This is a genomic window from Legionella parisiensis (genome assembly GCF_001467945.1).
GTDB classification, from domain to species: domain Bacteria; phylum Pseudomonadota; class Gammaproteobacteria; order Legionellales; family Legionellaceae; genus Legionella; species Legionella parisiensis.
The window spans coordinates 1075754-1094661 of sequence record NZ_LNYQ01000013.1 but is presented as its reverse complement, the minus strand read 5'-3'; the positions used below and the strand labels follow the sequence as shown (position 1 = coordinate 1094661).

Genomic DNA, 18908 nt, shown 5'->3' with positions numbered 1-18908 from the left:
GGGCAAAACGGCTTGAATACTCTATATCCTTTTTGCGCTTCATTACTGCATCCAATGAACAAGGGTACAAGCCATAAGAGTCAAATAAATGAATCGCAAAACACAGTAAATTTCGGGGGCATCGATTGACTGATAAGACGTAAGTTGCTGGGGAATTACTGGAAATTCCGCCATCCCAATAATATTCTCCATCAATTTCAACAGCTGGAAAACCAGGAGGTAAGGCCCCGCTTGCCATAATATGCTCAGGCCTAATTCTTGTATCTTGTGAATCAAAATACACCATTTCACCCGAACAGATTTCAACCGCGCCAACGCTTATGCGGGTTTCTTTGGAGTTGAGGCGATCAAAATCGATAAATTGTTCTAAAGTAGATTTTAAATTACTAGTATCGTAAAAACTTATGCTATCGGGCCTATCATAATACCCCATAAGAAGAGGGGGGAAACGCGGTGCAAAAAAACCTGGCTGGCCAAAAAGTAATGCGGATTGGGCAGAGAAGAGATGTTCTATCTTTCGGCCCTCATCATCATTGGGAAAAAATGTGCCCTCTATAAAAGAAGGTGTGGCAATGGTCTCCCAAAATTGATACATTTTTTCAACACGTTCTTTAGGTGGATTGCCTGCTGCAATTGCAGCATTGATGGCACCTATTGAGGTACCAGCAAACCAACTTGGATCATAGCCTGCTTCATCAAGAGCATGTAAAACGCCTACTTGATAGGCGCCTAAAGCGCCTCCTCCTTGAAAACAGCAGGCAATATGATGATGCTGCTGCTTTTGGGTTTTACCTTTATTCGTCCGAGCCATAGGGGCTTACTCCATGAACCATCCATGACTTACTATCAATGATTGGCCTGTGAGGGCGTTTGATGCAAAGGAAGCAAAAAATAATGCAGTTTGCGCTACGTCGTCCGTAGTAGTGAACTCTCCGTCAACTGTATCCTTAAGCATGACATTCTTGATGACTTGTTCTTCAGTGATGCCTAATTCTTTAGCTTGTTCAGGAATCTGTTTATCTACTAAAGGCGTACGTACGAAGCCTGGGCAAATGACATTAGCGCGCACATTATGGGCTGCCCCTTCTTTGGCAACTACTTTACACAAACCAATCAAACCATGTTTTGCAGTAACATAAGGTGCTTTCAGTTTAGAGGCTTCTTTGGAATGGACTGATCCCATATAAATAATACTTCCTCCTTTACCGGAGGCATACATGTGTCTTAATGCTGCGCGTGTCGTTAAAAAAGCTCCATCCAGCTGGATGGATATTAATTTTTTCCAATCAGAAAAAGCCAATTGTTCTACAGGGCTGATAATTTGTATTCCTGCATTGCTGACCATTACGTCAACGCCGCCAAAATGTTTGGCAACATCATCGACACCTTTATCAACTTCGTTTTCATCGGTGACATTCATGGCAACAGCCATCGCCTCGCCACCTTTAGACTTTATTTCTTCTGCCGCACTCTTGGCTTGCTCCAGATTGAGATCAGCAATAGCAACTTTAGCCCCTTCTTTTGCATAGACCAAGGCGATTTCTTTACCTATCCCACTTGCAGCCCCAGTGATTATTGCTACTTTATTTTTTAAGCGCATGATGAACAGTCCTTGTATTATTTTGATTGAATGATCAATCGCTTACGATTAATCTAAAAATTCTTTTAAAAGTATAGCAATGGAAATTTGATATTGCCTACATTCAGTAAGATTTTTTATTTCTTTAAACTTTAACCTCGTTGAATGAAATATTCTTGGCTTAACTGTTACAATTTAAAACCCTTAACCTCTTTTGGAGATTAAGGGTATATTTATTTGTATTGATATTAGTAATAGTAATAAGGACGATAATAACCACGACTATAGTAATATCGTCGATCTTGGTCTCGGCCGATTGCATTTCCTACCAATGCACCCGCTCCTGCACCAATTACTGTTCCTACAGCACTACCTCCAGTTGCAGCATAGCCTATGCCTGCCCCTGCAGCACCGCCAGCGGCAGTACCTACTTGAGCGCCAGTACAACCCCCAAGCATAAAAGCTGATATACCAGCAAAACATAAGGGAGCGATAATTTTCTTCATAGTGAACTCCTTTCTATAGTTTTCAGGATTCCTGCATTGATAAAGCAGATATTCATTGACAAGAAAATCCTGGTTGCTTCATCTTCACTATGATTTTAGTACAAAAAAAATATTTAATGTAAAATAAATGATCATAATATGTTTTGCCGAACATTTTTTTAAATATCAGATTTTACTCTGACCTACATTTTCCAGTAGTATTAACATAGGAACAAAAAATTAGGGGACCTTATGTTTAAAGGAAGCATTGTAGCTTTATTAACTCCCATGAAAGATGATCAGATTGATGTGCCGCGTTTACGGGATTTGGTCGAGTTTCATATTGAAATGGGCAGCCATGCTCTGGTTGCGGCAGGCTCTACGGGCGAGTCCGGTACTTTATCTCATGAAGAAAAACTGTTAGTTATAAAAACAGTAATAGACCAAGCTAAAGAACGGATTCCTGTTATTGCGGGTACAGCCATGAATGCAACTCGGGATTGTATTCAATTAACTCAGGAAGCAATGGAATGTGGGGCTCACGCTGCTTTAATCATGACACCAGCTTATATCAGACCTACTCAAGAGGGTTTGTATCAGCATTACAGCCAAATAGCTGAAGCAGTTGCTATACCGATTATTCTTTATAACGTGCCAACACGAACTGCTTGTGATATGTTGCCTGAAACGGTAGCCAGACTTGCCAAAATTTCCAATATTGTGGGGATAAAAGACGCTACTGGGCAGATGACGCGGTTACAACAGATTTTACGCCTTTCAGAAGGCAGTATTGATGTATTTAGTGGTGATGATTTTACCGCAGCATCCTGGATGCTTTCTGGAGCCAAGGGAAATATTTCAGCCGCAGCGAATGTGGTCGCAAAATTAATGGCTAAATTATGCGACTCAGCATTAGATGGTGATCATGCTGCATGTTTGCGTTTAAACGAACAACTGATGCCTCTATATGAATTATTGTTTATTGAAACAAATCCAATTGCAGTAAAATGGGCAGCAAGCAGAATGGGGTTAATGGAGAATGAATTAAGGATGCCGTTAACTCGTTTATCTAAGGAACATCATGAACCGTTGGAAAAGGTAATGAAAAGTTTGGAGTTGATTTAAGTGAAAAATTTGGGTTTTATTGTTTTTTTTGTGCTTTTACTCACTGGGTGTAGTCGTTATGCAAGTAATGGTGAGCATCTTTATCTGAGCAGTCGTAATGGTCCCTCATTGGAAGTTCCACCACCATTAACGAAAGCAAACATTAGTAGTTTTTATGATTTGCCTCAACAGAATCAGAATGCACAGGTAAGTATCGCTCCACCTGTATCATAAAGGGTTTATTATGACACCATCAGAATCAGCTGAGTTGCTTATTGTACAGGAATTATCGCAGCGTATCGTGGAAGCGCAACGCAAGATCAGGATTCTTGATAGTATTAAATGGGATGAGACGATAAAAAAGGAATTCTTTAAAAATAAAGGCAAAAAGCTTCCTGCTGTTGATAAAGAATATTACGACAAAAAGCCTTTGCCTTTTGATGTTCACGAGAAACAAGAAGAGTTTCGTATTATTTTGCGTGATACTCAAAATCAACTTGGACAATATTCTACCTTGACTCGTTTGATACGCCGGCAGTGTGAGGAATATAGTCGAGCCACGCAAATGCTCGCTGTGCGAGGTACTCCCGCATTTTCTGAATTAGCAATGGAATTGTATGGGAGCCCAAATGATGTGTTTTATGCGGGTGGGCCACGCATGTCGGAAATGGGGACTTTACTCTTTGATGTATTATCAGGCCTTAGTGTCCAATTGCAATCTGAAGCTGATGTAAAACGTTATACACCCCAACAGGCTCAAGAAATTTTGCAAGCACGTTTGGGACAGTTTTTTGATAAACATCCTGGCAAGGTAACCGTGATGGTCAGTGACGATATGATTGCCGATGCCTCTGCTGGAGCGGACAGCATAAAACTAAGTCAACAGGCTATGTTCAGTGATCGGGATCTTCGTTATCTGGAGGTCCATGAAGGTTGGGTGCACGTAGGAACAACCTTGAATGGTTCCATACAACCTAATTGTTTTTTCCTTTCCAAGGGTTCGCCTTCCAGTAGTGTTATTCAAGAAGGTCTGGCAGTAATTACCGAAGTTGTGACGTTTTCTTCATATCCCAGCCGCATGCTAAAGATTACCAATCGTGTGATTGCTCTAGATATGGTCACACAAGGGGCAAACTTTCTCGATATTTATAATTATTTTATGGATTGTGGTTTAAGCGAGGAAGACAGTTACAATCAAACAGTACGTGTTTTTAGGGGAAGTACACCAACTGGAGGACCTTTTACCAAAGATTTATCTTATGCTAAAGGTTTTGTATTAATTTACAATTACATCCGTTTTGCGATCAGTCGAAAACATGTTGACTCTATTCCCTTATTATTTACCGGAAAATTAGTTCTGGATGATTTGCCCTTACTTACTGAGTTAAAAGAGCGTGGAGTCTTAACTAATCCAGTTTATCTTCCGCCTCCTTTTCAAGATTTAGCGGCGTTAAGTGCTTGGATGAGTTTTTCTTTGTATTTAAATCAGTTTGATTTGAATGAGATTCAAAAGAATTTTCGCTTTTTGATTGTTTAAAATTCACTGTTACCTGGGTTGCTTTGTTTCACCCAGGCTCCGGTTTTTTAAATTTAATGTATGAGAATTAGACTTTGCATGTTGCCGTGCGCATAAGCTCCAGTGATGATTCTTCCTTTTCTTGTTGTGGTGTAAAGAACCGATGAGCGAGACTGTAACTTAAATTTGGTTTCGCTTGCTCTTGTAATGCTCTTGCTAATTGAGGATATTCATCAACGAGTAATTTCGTCTGCTCTTTGATGTATGTATCATCAGACTTATTAATCATAGCTACATAATGTGCTGCTTTTTTCAGATCGCCAGACTCTGTTGATTTTCCCAATATTTGGCACATAACCAACATGGCATTAGTACATCCCAAATTAGCAGCTTGGCGCATCGTTTGTTTGTACTGAGAAGATGTTGGTGGATAAATATGAGCTAAATGATATAGGGCCATAGGGTTATCTTGAGCTAAAGCCATCATTTTAGGTAAATGTTGAACTACAGCTTGCTTTAAAACAGGATCATTAGGTGATCTGTGTAATTGATTTACCAACACAGCAAATTCATTACTTGAAGACATATCCTACCCCTAACTTAACTCATTCCCTTGTAGGATAAAAGATTAAGGTTAAGGCAAGATTAAGGGGGGATGGTTTTACGATTTTTTTACATTTTCAAATACTGCCCATCCCAAATGGAACAACATATGCGCTAATATCCCTACAATAAGCCCATATTGCCAAAATAGATACCCGAAAAGTAATGATTGGTAAAGGCTAAGTAAAATTAGAGAATAAATGAAACGTCGAGTTGAGGTACAACCCGCGGCAAGGTAAACCGGGAGTTGGCTAATTGCAAATACTAAACCACTAATGACAATTGAAATCCAAATGATTAAGGCAGGATATTGTTTCGTAAAGAGCAGTGCAAAAAAGGTGGCAAGATTCATTAATCCCCATCGGGCAATGACTTCCTCTACTACACCTCCATAAAGAACACAGCCATCTACACCGAGAGCCATGCGGATATTAGTCATGATTTCCATGTTTTTTTTATCTATGATGCGTGCAATGACGCCATAGTAAAGAACTAGAAACACCAGCAACCCAAAAAAGCCATACAAAACAGTTGGTAATAAAATAGGAAGAAGTGCATTTATTCCTACAGTACCCAGTAAAAGTTCTTCAAGTATTGTGGCATGTAAGCCAGTAGTGTTAGATAGAACCGCACCCGTAATGCAAAGAACTAAAACCATGAATAAGGTTTGCAAGGTGGCGAAACGACTCACCCGTTTTTGTAATTCTTCCGAATTATCTGGTAACAAAAAATAAATTAAACGTTTTATTGCAATGACAACACCTGGGATGGATAAGCAGAACAAAACGATAATTAACGGCCAATTGAATGTCATTTTTTATCCTTAAATAGAAGCACTTACAACTTACACTCAACTCCAATGTTCAAGTTAACTTGGGAAGAGTTATTACCCTTTAAATAGCATAGCGTAAAAAAATCCATCCATACCTTGTTCCCCGGGTAAAATTTGTAGGCCATGCTGAGTTGCATGGCCATTGAACCCGTATTCTTTTATTATCGTACAGTCTGGATGGGTTGCAACAAAATTTGCAATTTGTTGCTCATTTTCAGCAGGCATCACCGAACAAGTGGCATAAACAAGTAAGCCGCCTTTTGCGAGTAAAGGCCATAAGCAATCGAGCATTTTATGCTGGATTTTGGTTATAGCACCAATTTCTTCATTGTTACGTAATATTTTTATGTCTGAATGGCGTCGAATGACACCTGTTGCAGAACAAGGGGCATCTAACAAAATACGATCAAAAAGTTGACCGTCCCACCATTTGGCAGGAGTTAAAGCATCGCCCTCCATTAACGTTGCATGCAAGTTAAGGCGATCTAAGTTTTCTCGCACGCGTTTCAACCGCTTGGGATCAACATCTAGAGCAATACACGCCGACAGATTAGGTTCTTTTTCTAAAATATGGCAGGTTTTTCCCCCGGGAGCACAACAGGCATCGAGAAGACGTAACCCTGGTTTTAGGGACAATAAAGAGGTAGCCAATTGTGCTGCGCCATCTTGAACGGAAATACATCCTTCTGCAAAACCAGGGAGCTGGCGTACGTCGCAAGGTTTTATTAAATTAATTCCTTCAGGTGCTACAGGATGGGGTTCAGCAGCAATGCCTTCTCGCTTTAAAACTTGTACATATTCCGCAACAGAATTTTTTTGTACGTTCACTCTTAATGTCATGGGTGGATGCATGTCATTTGCTTGGGCAATGGATTGCCAGTCATCAGGCCAATCTGCTTGTAAACGTTCCAATAACCATTGGGGCTGGCCATGAATAAATAAAGGATCTGTGCTAAGACGTGCTAAAAGTTCTTTTTGCTGGCGGCAAAAATTGCGTAAAACGGCGTTCACTAAGCCTTTTGCCCATGTTTTTTTGATTTTTTCAAGTAAGGCAACTGTTTCTTTGACTACGGCATAATCGGGCAACTGCATATAGTGTAATTGATAAAGACCGATAAGCAGCGAAACCCAGACTTCCACTTCCTTAGGCTTTTTTTGAAGTAAACATGCCGCTAAGGCTTGTAAACGAAAATAATGACGACAAAAGCCAAAGCAAATCTCTTTGGTCATCGGGCTTACTTCAGCTGTTGCAGGCATAAGCTGGGATAAGGATGATTTGTCAGTTAATAAGTGAGTTAAAATTTTTAAGGCATGCAGTCGTTCATTCTTGTTCATGAAAATACAAATCCCGCATGTACTTGTGATTTGGGGGAATTTAACCAATCTGCGATGGAAATCACTTTAGCACCTGGAAGCTGGATTCGTTCTACAAGCAAGCCTTGCTCTCCAGTTGCAACCAACATCCCTTTTTTATCGATGTTGACTACAGTACCCGGTGTTTGGGAAAAGGGTAGTGCAACAACCTGGGCTTGATGGATTCGCAAAATTTCTTCATTTAAGTGTGTGTAAGCGATTGGCCAGGGATTAAACGCGCGAATTTTTCGATCGATTTCTACTGCAGTTTGTTGCCAGTTAATGTGTGCGTCTTCTTTATTAATTTTGCTGGCATAGGTGGCTAATTCATTATTTTGAATTTCAGGTTTTGCACATTGGGTAGCTAATTCGTCTAAGGTTTGCAGTAAAGGTTGAGCGGAGATTTTAGCCAGATTGTCATGCAAGCTTCGTGCAGTCTCTGCTGTACTTATTGGACAGGCAATTTGACGCAGCATAGCACCTGTATCCATGCCAGCATCCATTTGCATAATTGTTACTCCAGACTCTCTATCGCCATGAAGAATGGCGGATTGAATAGGCGAGGCCCCACGCCAGCGAGGTAACAAGGAGGCATGCACATTAATACAGCCCAAATGGGGAATTTCCAGCACAGCTTTAGGCAAGATTAACCCATAAGCGATAACGACCATGACATCAGGCTGTAATCCCGCAAGCTCTGAGATTGCTTCAGTATTTTTAAAATTCAGTGGTTGATAGACTGGAATCTGATGGTTTAATGCCCACTCTTTTACAGCAGAGGCTTGTAGTTTTCGGCCGCGTCCAGCAGGACGGTCTGGTTGCGTATAAATTGCTTGAATATGATGTATTGAATGCAGCAGTGCGTTCAGACAAGGCAAACCAAATTCTGGGGTTCCAGCAAAAACGATGTTCAATCGACTCATAATAACTACTCATCTTGATCAAGGAGCGTTTTTAAGAGACGCATCTTGAGTAAAAAACTGTGAGGCCATGTAGTGCATTGTCTCTAATAAAGCACTACAGACTTCCTTTCCCTATGTACCGCGCTTTACTCGCAGTAACCAGAGATCTTATTTTAAAAAGAAAGCCACGGTATCTTTCTGGATACCGCGCTAAAGCGCGGTACGTAGAGAAGCTTGTAAAAATTTATTATTTAGCAATAAGGTATTTTTTAATTTTGTGTCTATATCATTCAGATAATTATTTACGTGTTTGTTGACGTTTAAATTTATCTAATTTTTTACGCGCCATGGCTTTTTTCAATGGAGAAAGCAGATCAATAAACAGTTTACCATTCATGTGATCAATTTCATGTTGTAAACATTCAGCGAGCAAGCCTTCGGCTTTAATTTCATGAGGGTTACCATTTCTATCCAAGGCTTTTACCGTAACTTTTTCTGCACGGATAACCGTATCGTAAGCGCCGGGAACGGAAAGACAGCCTTCTTCAAATTTTTTTTCGCCTTCTGACGCGATGATTTCGGGATTTATAATAACTATTTGATTCTGTTTGTCGCCTGTAATATCAATCACGGACAAACGCAGGCCAATACCAATTTGAGGTGCAGCAAGGCCAACGCCGCGAGCGTCGTACATTGTCTCAAACATATCGTCAATCAAAGTTTGCAATTTGTCGTCAAAATCAACAACAGGTTTTGCAACCGCTCTTAATCGAGCATCAGGTAAATATAGAATCGGATGAATAGCCATTGTTTATCTGGTTCTCTACACAAAAATCATGTTAATATTATCCTTCATATATTGTAAGGCTGCAAGATATTCCAACAAAGGATTGACTCTAATGAGATTTATTCTCTTTATATTCTTCTTTTTTTTCACCACTTTGAATTATGCTTTAAGTTTAAAATCAGATGCCCCTGAGCGGTATGTGGTTCAACATGGTGATACCTTATGGAGTATAGCTGGTCGCTATTTAGATAATCCCTGGGAATGGAAGGAACTTTGGCTAGCCAATCCGAAGATAAAAAATCCCAATCGTTTATATCCAGGAGCAGTTCTGCTTTTAGCCTATTCTGGAAATAGACCTTATATTAAAGTACTATCGAACGGCACAATAAAATTATCACCTAATATCCGTCCCTTACCTTTAGATGACCCCATCCCTGCAATTCCTTTAAACGAGATTAAACCTTTTTTAAACGTCTCGCTTATATTGGATCAGGATGTTATCAATCGAGCGCCGTACATCATATCTCTAATAGGAGAGCACATGTTGGCTGGCCAAGGGGATAGAGCCTATGTTAAAGGATTACATCCTTCACGAATACTGCCTAGAAGAGGGGTTCCTGCGTATTCTGTTTTTAGGGGCGGAAAGGATTATGTGCATCCCGTAACTAAAGAACTTTTGGGATATCGAGCGAATTTGGTAGCTAATGCGGAGTTGCTTACAGGAGGGGAACCCGCAACTATTTTATTAACCGAGATTAATGAAGGCGTTCGAGTAGAAGATAGTGTCCTAATTAATAATAGCCCTGGATTTAATTTGAATTTTGTACCCAAAGCGCCCTTGTACCTTGTGAAGGGATTTATTATCGATATGCCTAATGGTATGCCTGATGGGAATGTCGAAGAGGGCGTTGGCGGTGTGGTTGTGATTAGTTTAGGTGCCCGAGATGGACTGGAAGCAGGGGATGTCCTGGCTATCCATAGAAAAGCACGTATCGTCAATGATCCCAAAAATAACCTGTTCCCTGTACGATTGCCTCGCGAACGCATTGGGGAGGCTATGGTTTTCCGCGTGTTTACTAAAACCAGTTTTGCTTTAATTGTTCGTTCAACCCGCCCTGTTTATTTATTAAATCTAGTGACCAACCCATGAATAATTTATCCTGTTATCTTGCATTAAACCGAATGGAACGAGTGGGACCGCGTACAGCAGGCAAACTACAAAAACGTTGGCCTGATTTACAACAAATGTTTCAGCTTTCAGCAGTGGAACTGGAACAAGCGGGTTTGCCCTTTGCTTTGGCACACACTATAGCTGGTTTTGATTTGAGTTTAGTTCAAGAAGATCTGAGTTGGTTGGCGGCTGCAGACGATCATCATATACTGACATGGGATTCGCCTGAGTATCCCGCTTTATTGAAGGAAATTACGGATCCTCCTATCGTTTTGTATGCAAAAGGACAGCTTTCTTGTTTAAATCAACCTGCTTTGGCAGTAGTTGGTAGCCGCAATCCTACTGTCACTGGAAGTGAAAATGCACGGCAATTTGCAAAAGCAATCGCATCGCAAGGAGTTACTATTGTCAGTGGTTTGGCACTAGGTGTTGACGCTCAGGCCCATATGGGATGTTTGGAGGCAGGAGGACAAACAATTGCAGTTTTAGGCACTGGAATTGATCGGATATATCCTCATCGGCACACGTCTTTATCGCAAAAAATTACCCAAAATGGATTGTTATTGAGCGAATTTTGCTTAAAAAGTCCACCAACTGCTGGACATTTCCCTAGAAGAAATCGTATAATAAGTGGTTTGTCATTGTGCACTTTGGTTGTTGAGTCAGCAATTAAAAGTGGTTCATTAATCACAGCACGAATGGCTTTGGAACAAAACCGAGATGTTTTAGCGATCCCGGGTTCCATTCACAATCCTCTGGCTCGAGGTTGTCATTACCTGTTACAGCAAGGAGCCAAATTAGTTACGTCAGTTGTTGATGTTCTTGAGGAGTTACAGATTGAAACTGAAGAACAAACAGTTGATAAACCTATTTTATCTCTTGCCAGCGGGAATAAAAACCTAGTAAAGTTCATTGGCTTTGAAATGACAACTGTTGATCAGATCATTTTACGTAGTGGATGCACCGTTGAGCAAGTTACGAGTGAGCTTGCAGAATTAGAATTAAATGGGGCTGTTGTATCTGTGCCCGGTGGCTATATGAGGTGTTAGTATATGAAAGATAACTTATTTGAAATGTTATTGAGTTTATTTGAAAAAAGTCTTACCCAGCTGCAAAAAAGCCATAAAACCGCTGATCAGGATGCATCAGAACAACTTAATGAAGAAGATATTGGGGCTTCAGAGGAAGAAGTTTTGCATTTGAAGTTGCAACAACACACCTCCACACGAATTTTTACTTATGACGAGCAAATGAAATTAACCAAGGCCAGTTATCAATTTCTCATGCGTATGAAATTATGGAAAGTTCTTAATCCAGAATCGTTTGAAATGATTATGAACCAATTACAATTTTCTGAATCTCGTATCGTAACTCTTCAAGAGACTAAATGGACCATAAGAAATGCTCTGGCGAGTTCATTGAATGAAGAACAGCTTGCTTTTCTTGATTTAGTTCTTTATCAATCAGAAGATGAATTGACATTGCATTAAAAAATCATTCTATGCCCATGACACTTAAAAGTGCTCGTTTAGACGATTTGTTTTGTTCTGGATGGAAAAAGCAATAGGCTAAAATCTGGCATTTTGGAGTTTCTTGGGTATATTACCTATATTACAAGAAGTTGGTGATATTTCATTTTCAGCGCTAATGTTTCCGTGCTTGTGTTTTCAAGATCGGGCATCCTGGTGCTTAGGGATGAAGTGAAAAGGATAAGGTTGACGTTACTATGAGTAAACATTTGGTGATCGTTGAGTCACCCGCCAAAGCGAAGACAATTCAAAAATATTTGGGTGATGATTATGAGGTGGTTGCCTCTTATGGGCATGTGCGTGATTTGCCAGCACGTAAAGGCTCGGTCAATCCCGATAAGCATTTTGCAATGACGTATGTTCCTATTGAAAAGAACTCACGCCATATCGAAACCATTGCGAAAATGCTCAAAAAGTCAGATTCCTTACTGCTCGCAACGGACCCTGATCGCGAAGGCGAGGCCATTTCTTGGCATATTTATGAATTAATGAAGGAAAAAAATCTAACAAAAGATAAACCCATTCACCGGATTTTTTTTAATGAAATTACCAAATCAGCAATTCAGGATGCAATAAATCATCCACGTTCTATTTCTATGGATTTAGTGAATGCCCAACAAGCACGACGGGCATTGGATTATTTAGTGGGATTTAATTTATCCCCTTTGTTATGGAAAAAGGTTAGAAGAGGGCTTTCTGCGGGGCGGGTACAAAGCCCGGCTTTACGACTTATTGTTGAACGAGAAGAGGAAATTGAACGTTTTGTCGCTCAAGAATATTGGAAGATTTTAGCCCAATGCATGCATACAAAGGTATCCTTTGAAGCACGTTTGACTCATTATAAAAATGAAAAATTACAGCAATTTACGGTAACTAAAGAAAATCAGGCGCAACAAATCAAAGAGGATTTGATTCGTCAGGCGCAAGGCTATTTGCTGGTTACTCAAATTGAGAAAAAGCAGCGCAAGCGTAAGCCTTCACCGCCGTTTATTACTTCAACGTTACAACAGGAAGCCGCACGAAAATTAGGGTTTACTGCTCGAAAGTCAATGATGGTCGCCCAACAATTGTATGAAGGGATAGATATTGGCACAGGAACAGTCGGCCTTATTAGCTATATGCGTACGGATTCGGTTAATTTATCTGCAGAAGCCATAGAAGAAACGCGACAGTTTATTACTGAGCGTTATGGAGCTGATAATTGCCCTGAAAGCCCAAGGGTTTACAAAACCAAATCGAAAAATGCCCAGGAAGCTCATGAAGCGATTCGACCAACTTCCATTAAACGTTCACCAGAAATGGTGCAATCATCATTAACCACAGATCAATACAAACTCTACAGCTTGATCTGGAAGCGTACGGTTGCGTGCCAAATGGCTGATGCGATACTGGATACGGTTGCAGTGGATTTAAGCTGCGGCGAGGGCTCTATTTTCCGTGCTAATGGTTCTACAATTACTTTTCCCGGATTTCTTTCCGTGTATGAGGAAGGTCGTGATGATAGCAAAGATGATGACAATGAGGGTTCATTATTACCCCCATTGGTCGTCGGCGAGAAAGTCAAAATAGATGACATCTTAGCCAATCAACATTTTACTGAGCCGCCGCCAAGATACTCGGAAGCAACGCTTGTGAAGGCACTGGAAGAATATGATATTGGCCGTCCTTCAACTTATGCGTCCATTATTCATACCTTACAACAGCGTGAATATGTTGTTGTCGATAAGAAAAGATTCTTTCCAACTGATGTTGGCCGTATCGTGAATCGCTTTTTGACGGGTTATTTTACGCGTTATGTAGACTATAAATTTACTGCAGAGCTTGAAGATACTTTGGATGCTATTTCGCGCGGTGAAAAAGAATGGATTCCTGTTTTAGAAGAATTCTGGAAACCATTTGTGCAGCAAATTGAAACCACAGATCAACAAGTGCAGCGTAAAGATGTAACCTCTGAAATTCTGGATGAAAGTTGTCCAAAATGTGGAAAACCATTGTCAATAAGATTAGGTAAACGTGGACGCTTCATTGGCTGTACTGGTTACCCTGAATGTGATTATACTCAAGACATGGGCGGTCAGGATAACGAAAAAAATGAACCGGAAGTTGTTGAGGGAAGAGACTGTCCAGTATGCTCCGGTCCCTTACATGTCAAAACAGGACGTTATGGTCGTTTTATAGGCTGCAGCAATTATCCGCAATGCAAGCATATGGAGCCTATTGAGAAACCGGCTGATACGGGTGTGGAGTGTCCCAAGTGCCATGAAGCAAAGATTTTGCAACGTAAATCAAGGAAGGGAAAAATTTTCTATTCCTGTGGCAATTATCCTAAATGCGATTATGCCTTATGGAATGAACCGATTAATCAGCCATGCCCAAAATGTAATTGGCCTATTTTAACGGTAAAAGAAAGCAAAAAATTTGGCCGGCAAATCCTTTGCCCACAAGAGGGATGTGGTTATTCTTCCAAGGAAGATGCTGATTAGGATCAACAGATCCGAACTGAATATGCGAAGAAATATTTTTTGCAAGACACCTTGTAAATCCTGGGTTACGGTTAAGCCTTCACCCAGGATGCATTTTTAATTAATAAAAATCAATTGTTGTTGTCGTCACATCTAAAGGTCCTACTGGGTAAGAATAAACCGTTACAGGTTGAACAACAGGTGTCACAACACGTGTAACTACCGGTCTATAAGTAACTACTGGTTTGTAGGTAACTGTTCGAGCATAAACCGGTGTATAGGATGGCGTGTAGTAGGTTACACCACTGGTGCAACAACACCCAGCCATCAAAACAACACTTCCTAACAGAATAATCCATTTCATATAAAGTCCCCTTTAATGGATGCTTTCACAAAGAAGTGTAGATTATTTGTTCACTTATCTCAAGATTTGAGCAGTTGCGATGTGCTATATTGCGTAAGATCGAAACGAATCCTGGCATTATAAAAAGATCAATTATTTCAGGCTCCAGGCGATAAAAATATGAAAATTATAAGCAACAACGGACCTTTTAACAGATGATGTAAACTCATTCTTCCTGTTCATTTTGAATCAGTATATACTCATCATCTCTTTATAAAAAACACTCAACAGGATGTAGTGATGTTAGACAGGGCCATTATAGTTGATGAGCAATTTTTAAAGCGAGTAGAGCAAGCAGACTTTCCAAAACCCAAGAGTACAATGAGTCCGGACACAGCGGAATTGGATAAAAAAACTGCGATAGAGCTTTTTGATTCGCAAATTAAATCACGCCTTCTTGATTTGATTGCCAGACAGCTTAAGGAAAAAGGCTTGTCTTTTTATACTATAGGCAGCAGCGGCCACGAAGGTAATGCAGTTTGGGGACAGGTTTTTCGTCCAGACGACATGGCATTTTTGCATTATCGAAGCGGCGCTTTTTATTTACAGCGTGCCAAGAAAATACAAGGTGTAGACGGTGTTAGGGATATCTTATTTTCTTTAGTTGCTGCGGCAACTGATCCGATTTCCGGAGGGCGCCATAAAGTATTTGGTAGTGTTTCTTTAAATATCCCGCCGCAAACCTCAACAATTGCCTCCCATTTACCCAAAGCTTTGGGTGCTGCATTATCGATTACTCGTGCAAAAGAATTAAATATTCACGGCAACTTAAATCCAGATTCAGTCATCATTTGCTCCTTCGGTGATGCATCAACGAATCATGCTTCTGCACAAGCTACTTTAAATTCTTGCTCCTGGATTACACAGCAAAATTATCCTTTACCCATTGTATTTATTTGTGAAGACAATGGAATTGGAATTTCTGTACCCACACCCCCGGATTGGATAGAGCGTTCTGTTCGAGCTCGCCCTGGATTGCATTACATTGCCTGTGACGGCTTGAATATCGCAGATGCATATGCGGGTGCACAAGAAGCAGAATATTTGGCGCGTGTAAAAAAGCAACCTGTCTTTTTACATATGCGTTGTGTGCGCTTATTAGGTCATGCCGGTTCTGATATTGAGTCACAATACTGTACACCCGCTGAAATAGAAGCAAGAGAAGCTCAAGATCCTTTGTTGCATACAGCCGGTCTTCTTTATCGCGAAGGCTGGATGACAGTCGAAGACATGCTGAGTCTTTACCACAATAATAAAGATTTAATTGAAGCAAAAGCAGTAGATGCGATAGGACAACCCAAACTTTCCAGTGCTGAAGCAGTAATGTCGTCGTTAATTCCTAGCATGCCTAAAAAACAGGCATTTCCTCTGCCTGACGAAGAAAGACGGACAGCAGTCTTTGCTAATGCATATCCACAATTAGCCCAAAAACGAAATTTATGTCAGCAGATTAATTTTGCTTTGACTGATTTAATGCTGCAATACCCCAATATGATGGTATTTGGTGAAGATGTAGGCAAAAAAGGGGGTGTTTATCGAGTAACTGCTGATCTGCAGGCTCGCTTTGGAAAGCGTCGGGTATTTGATACTCTATTGGATGAAACGACAATCCTAGGTACTGCAATTGGCTTGGCGCACAATGGTTTTATCCCCGTTCCTGAAATTCAGTTTTTAGCTTATTTGCACAATGCAGAAGACCAGTTACGTGGTGAAGCATCCACATTATCCTTTTTTTCCAGCGGTCAATATCAAAACCCTATGGTCCTTCGCATCGCCTCATTGGCTTATCAAAAAGGATTTGGTGGGCATTTCCATAATGATAACTCGATTGCTGTATTACGTGATTTGCCAGGAGTAATTGTCGCATGCCCTTCAAATGGACCAGACGCAGCAAAAATGTTGCGCACGTGTATGCGTTTGGCTTATGAAGAAGGAAGGGTGGTTGTCTTTTTAGAGCCTATTGCTTTATACATGACTAAAGACTTGCATGTGCCCGGCGATAACGGATGGCTTTTTAATTATCCAGCCCCAGATGCCACGATTCCCTTGGGTGAGGTAGGGGTTTTCGGCGAGGGAGCAACGGTTATTTTAACCTATGCCAACGGGTATTATTTGTCACGTCAAGCAGCTGCAGTGCTGCAAAAAGAACACAACATTTCCGTGAAAATAGTGGATTTGCGTTGGCTTAGTCCCTTGCCGGTTAAAGCAATTTTGAAAGAAGTAACCAAAGCAAAACAGGTATTAATTGTGGATGAGGGCAGGCAAAGTGGTTCAGTTAGTGAAGGCTTGATGACCTTGCTGTTAGAAGAAGCTTCATCCAGGTTGAAAATCAAACGAATTACGGGTAAAGATTGCTTTATTCCCTTGGGTAACGCTTGGCAATATTTGTTACCCAGTAAAGAAAGTATTATTGAAGCCGTAATTACGTTACAGTCTGATAAAAGGGAGAAAGAAAGTGGACGACTTGTTGTTTCTTGATGAGCAGTTAAATGGTGATGAGCGCATGATACGTGATAGTGTAGCGCGTTTCGTCAGCAACGATGTAATGCCTTTGATGGCTGAGTCTTTTGAACATGCTCAATTTCCACGCGAGCTTATTAGAAAATCTGCAGAATTAGGTTTATTGGGCTTGACATTACCTGCAGAATACGGCGGTGCTGAGGCATCTTATGTAGCGTACGGTTTGGTTTGCCAGGAACTCGAGCGCGGTGATAGTGGCTTACGCAGTTTTGTTTCGGTACAAAGTTCTTTATGCATGTATCCTATTTTTCGTTTTGGTTCTGAAGAGCAACGTGTGCGCTTTTTACCAGGAATGGCTACGGGCGAGATCATTGGTTGCTTTGGTTTGACCGAACCTGATTTTGGCTCGGATCCAGCAGGTATGAGGACTACCGCGAAGAAAGTTAAGGGCGGCTGGAGTTTGAATGGTGCAAAAATGTGGATAACCAATTCACCAATCGCTGATATCGCTATTGTTTGGGCAAAAACCGATGAAGGAGTTCGTGGTTTTATTGTGGAAACGAACTCTCAAGGATTAAGCCGTCCTGAAATCAAATTAAAAATGTCCTTACGTGCGTCCATTACTGGGGAATTGGTTTTTGATAATGTTTTTGTCCCTGATGAAAACTATCTTCCTGGTAGTGAAAAAGGTTTAGGTGCTCCATTAAGTTGCTTAAGTCAAGCGCGATACGGAATTGCTTGGGGAGCTCTGGGCGCTGCAATGGCATGCTTTGATATTACCCGTGACTATCTGTTAGAGCGTAAACAGTTTAACAAGCCTTTAGCTTCTTTCCAGCTTATTCAAAAAGACTTGGCAGATATGTATACTGAAATTATTAAGGCACAATGTCTTAATTTACAGATAGGCCGAATAAAAGATAACCACCGTGAGAATCCAGTGATGATTTCTCTCGCCAAGGGTAATGCCTGCCGTGAGGCATTGAACATTGCGCGAAAATGCAGGAATTTATTAGGAGCAAACGGGATCAGCCTTGAATATCATGTGATTCGTCACATGCTTAATTTAGAATCAGTCTTTACGTATGAGGGGACAGATAACGTCCATACTCTGGTACTGGGAAAACATATTACAGGCATTAATGCTTTTGCTTAATCAACTACAAACGGTTAAGCACTAAGATCAATGACTTTTATCGTAACTCGGAAACTCAATCCGGGTTACATTTCGTTTCACCAAAGCTTCACGTCATTGGCCATCTGTAGCGTTTAATAGGGAGGTTTCTTCTTCTCAAAGTAGAACTTATTTTTCATGCACAGGATTGTGTGAAATAAAACAGGTTTATTGAGCAACTTACAGGAGTTTCTATGGTTAAAATAATTTTTAAAAGAGCGTTAATATTCAGTTTCCTTGTATTCAGTATGAATGTGCAGGCTGGACCAAGCAAAGAATTTTTGGCCAATCAATGCTACGAGCTGTCCCGGGTAATCACCTCTTTGGCAGATAATCAGGAAAAAAAAGTCTGTTCTAATAAACTCCATATGGCTTCAGTACAAATGAGCACTGCTGCTTTTTTAATTATAGAAGACTCTCCTGATCTGGCAAAAGAGATATTGAATAATGCAGTAGCTGCCCTGCAATATGCAGAATTATTGAGTTGCAAAAACTACATTCAAATTTCACACTCTAAATTTGAAGCTCATAAGATTAAAATATTATTATAA

19 protein-coding genes are annotated in these 18908 nt (G+C 40.5%); 10 read left to right on the top strand and 9 right to left on the bottom strand.

Annotation, left to right across the window (positions count from 1 at the left end):
• From Lpar_RS10910 to Lpar_RS10900, 3 genes are all read right to left on the bottom strand, one after another.
• Positions 1-811 (bottom strand): patatin-like phospholipase family protein (locus Lpar_RS10910; protein WP_237759397.1); only part of this gene is annotated, 811 nt, incomplete at its 3' end.
• Positions 812-817: 6 nt separating this feature from the next.
• Positions 818-1600, bottom strand: a complete 783-nt coding sequence (locus Lpar_RS10905; RefSeq protein ID WP_058517966.1) for a 3-hydroxybutyrate dehydrogenase — start codon at positions 1598-1600, stop codon at positions 818-820.
• Positions 1601-1827: 227 nt separating this feature from the next.
• Positions 1828-2085, bottom strand: a complete 258-nt coding sequence (locus tag Lpar_RS10900; protein ID WP_058517965.1) for a glycine zipper domain-containing protein — start codon at positions 2083-2085, stop codon at positions 1828-1830.
• Between the two features lie 231 nt (positions 2086-2316).
• Between Lpar_RS10900 and dapA the strand changes: the two genes are divergently transcribed.
• Genes dapA through Lpar_RS10885 form a run of 3 tightly spaced genes read left to right on the top strand, consistent with a single transcriptional unit; the run spans position 2317 to position 4705 of the window.
• Positions 2317-3189 (top strand): 4-hydroxy-tetrahydrodipicolinate synthase, encoded by an 873-nt coding sequence (gene dapA, locus Lpar_RS10895; protein ID WP_058517964.1) that lies wholly within the window; start codon positions 2317-2319, stop codon positions 3187-3189.
• Positions 3190-3402 (top strand): hypothetical protein, encoded by a 213-nt coding sequence (locus Lpar_RS10890; protein WP_058517963.1) that lies wholly within the window; start codon positions 3190-3192, stop codon positions 3400-3402. It abuts the gene before it with no gap.
• Positions 3403-3412: 10 nt separating this feature from the next.
• Positions 3413-4705, top strand: a complete 1293-nt coding sequence (locus Lpar_RS10885; protein WP_058517962.1) for a flavohemoglobin expression-modulating QEGLA motif protein — start codon at positions 3413-3415, stop codon at positions 4703-4705.
• Positions 4706-4772: 67 nt separating this feature from the next.
• Here Lpar_RS10885 and Lpar_RS10880 read toward each other — a convergent pair whose 3' ends face one another.
• The 5 genes from Lpar_RS10880 to def all read right to left on the bottom strand — a co-directional run bounded on the left by Lpar_RS10880 (position 4773) and on the right by def (position 9182).
• Complete coding sequence (locus Lpar_RS10880) at positions 4773-5270, bottom strand: hypothetical protein (RefSeq protein WP_058517961.1); 498 nt, start codon at positions 5268-5270, stop codon at positions 4773-4775.
• A 75-nt stretch (positions 5271-5345) separates the two neighbouring features.
• Complete coding sequence (locus tag Lpar_RS10875) at positions 5346-6101, bottom strand: CPBP family glutamic-type intramembrane protease (RefSeq protein ID WP_058517960.1); 756 nt, start codon at positions 6099-6101, stop codon at positions 5346-5348.
• Positions 6102-6173: 72 nt separating this feature from the next.
• Positions 6174-7454, bottom strand: coding sequence for a 16S rRNA (cytosine(967)-C(5))-methyltransferase RsmB (gene rsmB, locus Lpar_RS10870; RefSeq protein ID WP_058517959.1), 1281 nt, complete (start codon positions 7452-7454; stop codon positions 6174-6176).
• Entirely contained in the window at positions 7451-8395 is a 945-nt protein-coding gene (fmt, locus tag Lpar_RS10865) for a methionyl-tRNA formyltransferase (protein ID WP_058517958.1), read from the bottom strand. Before fmt ends, rsmB begins: the two co-directional genes overlap by 4 nt.
• A 277-nt stretch (positions 8396-8672) precedes the next feature.
• Positions 8673-9182: a peptide deformylase gene (def, locus tag Lpar_RS10860; RefSeq protein ID WP_058517957.1), complete on the bottom strand. Its 510-nt coding sequence runs from the start codon at positions 9180-9182 to the stop codon at positions 8673-8675.
• Between the two features lie 91 nt (positions 9183-9273).
• On the opposite strand from def, the gene Lpar_RS10855 reads away from it, so the two are divergent.
• The 4 genes from Lpar_RS10855 to topA all read left to right on the top strand — a co-directional run bounded on the left by Lpar_RS10855 (position 9274) and on the right by topA (position 14344).
• Positions 9274-10311 carry a LysM peptidoglycan-binding domain-containing protein gene (locus Lpar_RS10855; RefSeq protein ID WP_058517956.1) on the top strand — a complete coding sequence of 346 codons (1038 nt, stop codon included), beginning with the start codon at positions 9274-9276 and terminating at the stop codon, positions 10309-10311.
• Positions 10308-11381, top strand: a complete 1074-nt coding sequence (dprA, locus tag Lpar_RS10850) for a DNA-processing protein DprA (protein ID WP_058517955.1) — start codon at positions 10308-10310, stop codon at positions 11379-11381. Before Lpar_RS10855 ends, dprA begins: the two co-directional genes overlap by 4 nt.
• A gap of 3 nt (positions 11382-11384) precedes the next feature.
• Positions 11385-11822: a DUF494 family protein gene (locus Lpar_RS10845; protein WP_058517954.1), complete on the top strand. Its 438-nt coding sequence runs from the start codon at positions 11385-11387 to the stop codon at positions 11820-11822.
• Between the two features lie 236 nt (positions 11823-12058).
• A complete protein-coding gene (gene topA, locus Lpar_RS10840; protein WP_058517953.1) occupies positions 12059-14344 on the top strand; it encodes a type I DNA topoisomerase in 2286 nt (761 codons plus the stop codon).
• A gap of 100 nt (positions 14345-14444) precedes the next feature.
• Here the strand turns inward: topA and Lpar_RS10835 are convergent, their stop codons facing one another.
• Positions 14445-14687, bottom strand: a complete 243-nt coding sequence (locus Lpar_RS10835) for a hypothetical protein (protein WP_058517952.1) — start codon at positions 14685-14687, stop codon at positions 14445-14447.
• 279 nt (positions 14688-14966) lie between these two features.
• On the opposite strand from Lpar_RS10835, the gene Lpar_RS10830 reads away from it, so the two are divergent.
• The 3 genes from Lpar_RS10830 (at position 14967) to Lpar_RS10820 (ending at position 18908) form a co-directional block, all read left to right on the top strand.
• Positions 14967-17204: a dehydrogenase E1 component subunit alpha/beta gene (locus tag Lpar_RS10830; protein WP_058517951.1), complete on the top strand. Its 2238-nt coding sequence runs from the start codon at positions 14967-14969 to the stop codon at positions 17202-17204.
• Complete coding sequence (locus Lpar_RS10825) at positions 17182-18339, top strand: acyl-CoA dehydrogenase family protein (protein WP_058517950.1); 1158 nt, start codon at positions 17182-17184, stop codon at positions 18337-18339. The genes Lpar_RS10830 and Lpar_RS10825 overlap by 23 nt, the downstream gene beginning before the upstream one ends.
• Before the next feature lie 212 nt (positions 18340-18551).
• Positions 18552-18908 (top strand): hypothetical protein, encoded by a 357-nt coding sequence (locus tag Lpar_RS10820; RefSeq protein ID WP_058517949.1) that lies wholly within the window; start codon positions 18552-18554, stop codon positions 18906-18908.